Origin of the sequence: Zavarzinella sp. (assembly GCA_041399155.1) — a bacterium.
GTDB lineage: Bacteria > Planctomycetota > Planctomycetia > Gemmatales > Gemmataceae > JAWKTI01.
The window spans coordinates 1-5,909 of the sequence record JAWKTI010000009.1; the positions used below are offsets into that span (position 1 = coordinate 1).

Sequence of the window (5,909 nt, forward strand, 5' to 3'; positions counted from 1 at the left end):
CAGCAGCCACCCTGGGGATATTGCTCGATCGCTACTATCCCAATGATATTCCCTGGACTACCGCAGGTGCAATCAGTGTGGTACTTGGGATCATCTTCGTGGTTGCGTATCGCCCCGCTGATCGAGGCTGGCTACTGATCCTCTGTTTTTTCTTTGCAGGTGGGGCGTACCATCACTATTATCGGTGGCATCAACCCGCAGACAGTCTCAGCCATCAGTTACACAAAGACCCCGTCATCTCCCGTGTGCGTGGTGTGGTCATCGAGCGACCTGTCTACCGCAAACTGCCTGCACGATTTGTAGAAAATCCGAATGTTTTTGAAGTATCTACCACGTTACGGATCGATGCAACCCACCTTCAGGTGCGTGGGGATTGGCTGCCCGTTTCCGGCGGGGTGCAGGTTCGCATTTCTGGCGAATTGACTGCAGTGACGATTGGTGACGAAATTGAACTGTTTGGCTGGCTTGCCCCAATGGCAGGCCCACTGAATCCGGGGGAGTTCGACTGGGCAAATCGTTATGCCGATCAATTGGTTGTTGCCAGCATGCAGTGCAAGAAGACGCCCGATGCTGCGGTGCGGCTGGTCACGGGCAACTGGTCTCTGCAACGGTCTCTCAACCAGTTGCAATCGTCATGCCGGACGCGGATCGAGCAACACTTCCAGAAGCAGCCCGAAGTGGCGATCGCCCTGTTACTGGGTGATGGGACTGCCATGTCACAGGATGAATGGCAACAATATATCCGCACGGGTGTCATTCACGTGCTGGCAATTTCCGGACAGCACCTGGGCTGACAGAATGGCCCCTTCAGGGCCAAAGACTATTTGTTAACTAGCCAGCTCAATTCATGGAATTCAAGGTAGCGAACAACAGCATTAAAGATTTGTCGCCAATAGAAAATCAATCGAATTGAACTCAAAATATTGAAGGCTGCTCTAAATTTCGTTTGTTGCACTTCCGCGCAGAGCTTGGGTTCCAAGTGTAATCACAAAACAATTTGATGAACCGCGCATGGGGTAGCCCAATGTAGCATACACAAAACAGAATTTCATCGCTGAGTTCCGGCTTGGTTTTTTCTACATGGCGACTTTGCGGTCAGCATAAACCATCTGAATTCAGGCGTAAACGTAGGCCCAATTGACACACAATTTAGTTCGGCTTTCGTAACAGGTGCAGTCGTAAGAGATTCAAAGCCATTTTGGCGGTGCGACTTTGAATTTCGGTACGGGTTCCTCCCCAGGTGTGGTGCTGCACTTCACAACCACCGTCCCATGCTAATGCCACAAAAACGGTGCCTACCGGCTGATTTTCCCCACCTGTGGTGGGGCCTGCTAATCCTGTACTGCTCAGGGCAAAATTGGTCTGCAGGCGTTCGCGGCAGCCAATGGCCATCGCACGTGCTACCGGTTCGCTTACCGCACCATGTTCTGCTAACAGTTCCCCAGGCACACCCAATAATGCCTGTTTTGTTTCATTGGTATAGGTAACAAAACCACCATGCAGAACACTGGAAGCACCCGGCACCTGCCCGATTCGGTTGGCAATCAGTCCTGCCGTCAGGCTTTCTGCGGTGCTGATCGACAATTTTCGCCGTATCAGTTCTTCGACCACCACTTCGTGCAACTCTTCGTGATCCACCCCAAACACCAATTCACCCAGCCGTTCGCGTATAATCGCCTCAATTGGTGCGTACTGGGCCTGGGCTGTGGCAAAATCGTTGCCACGGGCAATTATCCGAAGTGAAATCACTGCATCGCTGGCGGTAATCCCCACTTCCGGTACGTGCCCACGTCGGGTCAGGTCGCTTACCTTCTCTTCAACGGCAGATTCCCCCCAACCGAAGGTGTTTATTTTTCGCTGGACAACCACCCCGCCGATCAGGCCAAGTTCCATCAGGCGTGGGCGAACTTCCCGTTCGTACATCAGCTTCATTTCCGATGGCACGCCGGGCATACAGGCAATAATGCTGCTGCCCACCTGCATCCAGATTCCGGGTGCGGTGCCATTCGCATTGAAAATCGCCATAGCTCCTTGTGGGAAAAGAGCTTGCACACGATTTCGCTCTGGCATTTCCCGCCCACGGCGGGTGAACATATCGCGAATCTGTTGCAGTGAAACCGGGTCTTCCACCAGGGGAACATTCACCAGTTTTGCCAGCACTTCGCGGGTCAGATCATCCAGCGTGGGGCCCAGGCCTCCCGTACTGAGCACCAGCTTTGCCCGTTGCACCGCATTGTGAAAAACCTGAACATTATCGTCAAAATCGTCTGCCACGGTGGTGTGAAAGCCCACCGGAATACCATCTTCGGCCAAGCGCTGACTCAGCCACTGGCAGTTGGTATCCAGATTCTGGCCGCTGGTAATTTCGCTGCCAATGGAAATCAATTCTGCCTTCATTACCCACCTGTGGTCTCGGAAAAAGATTATTGTAAGCGACCACCGCAATCACTGGGCCACTTCAGCCCGGAATGTGGGCAATCGGCATCCTCGGGACCTACAAGTTAGACTCGTAAAAACGTGATCACCCATAGTCTGCTCGTACATGCAGAAAAACTTCTGAGAGCTTAATGAAGTGGGATGGTTTAGACAGATGAGAAAAAAATGAAGGCGCTGGGACTTGAACCCAGGACCCACGGATTAAAAGTCCGATGCTCTACCAACTGAGCTACGCCTCCAATCTGAACAGTAACACTGCCAGATAGACCTATGTTAGTGGGCAGAGGTTCGTTTTCCACACCAAAATGGGGTAATTTTTTGGTGATTTTTCTTCCACGTGACGGTGGGGAGTCGAAACGGCAAACTTTGATAGCAGCTCAATTATATTTCCAAATCGCAATATTGTAAATCATGCAGGCTAATTGTTTACTGCCCACCTTATCTTGATTTTGAACATGCTACAAAATTCTCATTCCCACACCTGAATTCGCGAATTTTTCTGTCTGATTTTTCAGATTATCGCGATTATTTCTCCGCTTCGTGTTCCGAATTATGCTAAATCTCAGCATGGAATAGTCCCCCTCCAAGTTTACCAAGGAACATAATTCGCCTTCCCTATGTGGTGAAAGAGGTAGTTGCGTATGTCCAGCCCAAAAACAGTTCAACAATTGTTTGATCTGGTAGTACGAAGCGAACTGCTGACAAAGCAGGAAATCGAAAAATATCTGCTGCAGCGGGAAGCGGAAAATGAAAAATTTTCTGATGCTTCCGCAATGTGCTCTGGCATGGTGCGGGACCACCTGCTGACACACTTTCAGGCCAAATTGCTAATGCAGGGCCGCTGGAAAAACTTTTTCCTGAAAGGCAAATACAAGGTATTAGAGCATCTTGGTGCCGGTGGCATGGGGACGGTTTTCCTCTGCGAGCACCGCCATATGCGTCGCAAAGTGGCGATTAAGGTTCTCCCGCCCGATCGCGTGGATAGTGCCACGCTGATGCGTTTTCAACGGGAAGCCCAGGCAATTGCGATGCTGAACCACACCAACATTGTGCGGGCGTTTGATATTGAGCAGGAAGGCTCCCTGAACTTTCTGGTGATGGAATACATTGATGGCGTCAGCATGCAGCACCTGGTGGAGCATCTGGGGCCACTACCCATCCCACGTGCGGTGAACTATCTGTGTCAGGCGGCTAACGGTTTGCAGCACGCCCACCAGAAAGGTTTGGTGCACCGAGACATCAAGCCCAGCAACCTGATGCTCGATTTTCTGGGTGTCATCAAGTTGCTGGATCTGGGGCTGGCACGATTCACCAATCCCATGGATAATTCCGAAATCACGATGGCGGGTGGCTCCAGCCCCACTGTGTTGGGAACAGCCGATTATCTGTCGCCGGAACAGGCACGCGATTCCACGGTAGACCATCGGGCCGATATTTACAGTCTGGGTGCGGTCTTTTACTACTTTCTGACTGGCCAGCCACCATTTCATGGTGGGAACGTGGCGATGAAACTGGTTCGCCACCAAAGCGAAAAGCCCAAACGCGTCGATCAGGTGCGGTCCGGTATTCCGGTGGGGATTGCAGATGTGGTGTCTCTGATGCTGGAAAAATCACCCAATGCACGCCCGCAGCAGCCAAAAGATGTGATTCGCTATCTCGAACCGTGGCTGGTAGATGTAGAACCACCGACACCCGATGAAGTGCCGGAAAACCGTTTCTCATTAAATCGGGAACTCGCCAGTATGTCGAAGGCATCCACGGTATCGCTGATGTCCCACTCTGGCCGAACGTTTATCCTGAAAACGACCGATACGCAACAACATATGTCAATCCTCTCAGCCCCAGGTGTGCGGATTGAATCATCGCCTGCGAGCCACTATCCCAGTACCCCCAAGTAACAACATTGTCCACCATGACTACTGCAACACATTCGATCGATCGGCACCAGCTATCGAACCTGAAAAAGATCATCGTGCAAAGCGAATTGATCCCACAGGCGAAGTTTGACCAGTTTCTTTCTGGCCTGCACGCACGTAACGTGGGATATAATGAACCGATTGATTTACTGCAACTACTTGTTTACGAAGGACTTCTGACGAAATTCCAGGCCCGCCTCCTGTTGCAGGGCAAGTGGAAGAATTTTCTTATTGATAACAAGTATGTTATCCTGGACCAGCTTGGCAAAGGTGGGATGGGGACAGTTTTTCTGTGCGAACATCGCCACATGAAACGCCGGGTGGCCATAAAGGTGCTCCCACCTGAAACCACCAGCAGCCCCACCATGGTGCACCGCTTTCAGCGGGAAGCAGAGGCAGTGGCACGGGTCAATCACCCCAACATCGTGCGGGCCCACGATATTGGCTCTCACAAAAACATGCACTATCTGGTGATGGAGTACATTGATGGGGTCAACCTGCATGAACTGGTGACCGTCAATGGGCGTCTGGCGATCGACCGTGCCGTCGATTACATCATTCAGTCCGCACGCGGGCTGGCCTGTGCCCACGCAGCTGGCGTGGTACACCGAGATGTCAAACCAGGGAATATTCTGGTTGACCGCAGTGGCACCATCAAGGTACTCGACCTGGGTCTGGCACGAATGGTGAACGACGACCGGGGCTCCGTAACCATGGCAGGTGGCAATGGCACCCTGTTGGGCACAGCCGATTACGTTGCACCAGAACAGGCACTCGATGCCCGCAATGTCGGCCACCTGGCCGATATTTATTCGCTGGGGGCAACGTTCTACTTCTTACTGACTGGTCGTGCGATGTATCCCGAAGGGAATATGGCTCAGAAGTTAATTTCACACCAGATTCGCCACGTTCAGTCCCCACGTCAGATTCGGCCAGAGGTACCCGACATGGTGAATTATCTGGTGATGTCGATGATTGCGAAAAAGCCGCACGAACGGCCGGAAGATATGGTGGAAGTGATTGAAACATTACAGGAATTTCATGTTCCGGTGCTACCGCCTGATCCGGATGAAATGCCGGTAACGGCTTTTGCTGGCCGCACCGATATGAGCCAGTCGATGCGTGGCCCCGCCTCCCAAACAACCCGCGTCTTCCACCAGGCAATGATGAACACACGACACTCTTAAAGATTTCTCATTTTTGTAGGCTAAAATCGGGACATCGATTCGTGTTATTTCCTCGAATTCGTAACATGGGCGTCCCGCCCATGGCTGTCCTGCACAGGCGAGTCACCGTGCTACGAAAAAGGCTGAGATACGCGGCTTACTGACAGACCCGATTTTGAACGCTCAAAACGATCAAGCATGATTGTACCCATGTGCGAAGTCTGTCGAATTAGGGAATTGCGAAGCGGCAACTCATAATCGAAGTGGAGGGACTCAATTCCGTGTAAGATGCTCCACAACACACCCCCTCCATCGGCACGACGCACCGTCGGGCAGAAGTTTTTTATGTGATCCTGGACATCGTGCCATTCGTTTTCTCTTCATAGCCCGC

At 51.9% G+C, this 5,909-nt stretch carries 4 protein-coding genes and 1 tRNA gene; 3 read left to right on the forward strand and 2 right to left on the reverse strand.

Annotation, left to right across the window (positions count from 1 at the left end; genetic code table 11):
* Window positions 1–794: ComEC family competence protein (locus R3B84_24895; protein MEZ6143817.1), on the forward strand; the 794-nt coding region annotated here is incomplete at its 5' end.
* Between the two features lie 355 nt (window positions 795–1,149).
* Here the strand turns inward: R3B84_24895 and R3B84_24900 are convergent.
* Window positions 1,150–2,397: a competence/damage-inducible protein A gene (locus R3B84_24900; GenBank protein MEZ6143818.1), complete on the reverse strand. Its 1,248-nt coding sequence runs from the start codon at window positions 2,395–2,397 to the stop codon at window positions 1,150–1,152.
* A gap of 205 nt (window positions 2,398–2,602) precedes the next feature.
* Window positions 2,603–2,675: transfer RNA gene (locus tag R3B84_24905), tRNA-Lys, on the reverse strand.
* Between the two features lie 402 nt (window positions 2,676–3,077).
* Here R3B84_24905 and R3B84_24910 point away from each other — a divergent pair.
* Both R3B84_24910 and R3B84_24915 read left to right on the forward strand, forming a co-directional pair.
* Window positions 3,078–4,334 carry a serine/threonine-protein kinase gene (locus R3B84_24910; GenBank protein ID MEZ6143819.1) on the forward strand — a complete coding sequence of 419 codons (1,257 nt, stop codon included), beginning with the start codon at window positions 3,078–3,080 and terminating at the stop codon, window positions 4,332–4,334.
* 14 nt (window positions 4,335–4,348) lie between these two features.
* On the forward strand, window positions 4,349–5,539 hold the full coding sequence (locus R3B84_24915; protein MEZ6143820.1) for a serine/threonine-protein kinase: 1,191 nt from the start codon (window positions 4,349–4,351) through the stop codon (window positions 5,537–5,539).
* Window positions 5,540–5,909 lie beyond the last annotated feature (370 nt).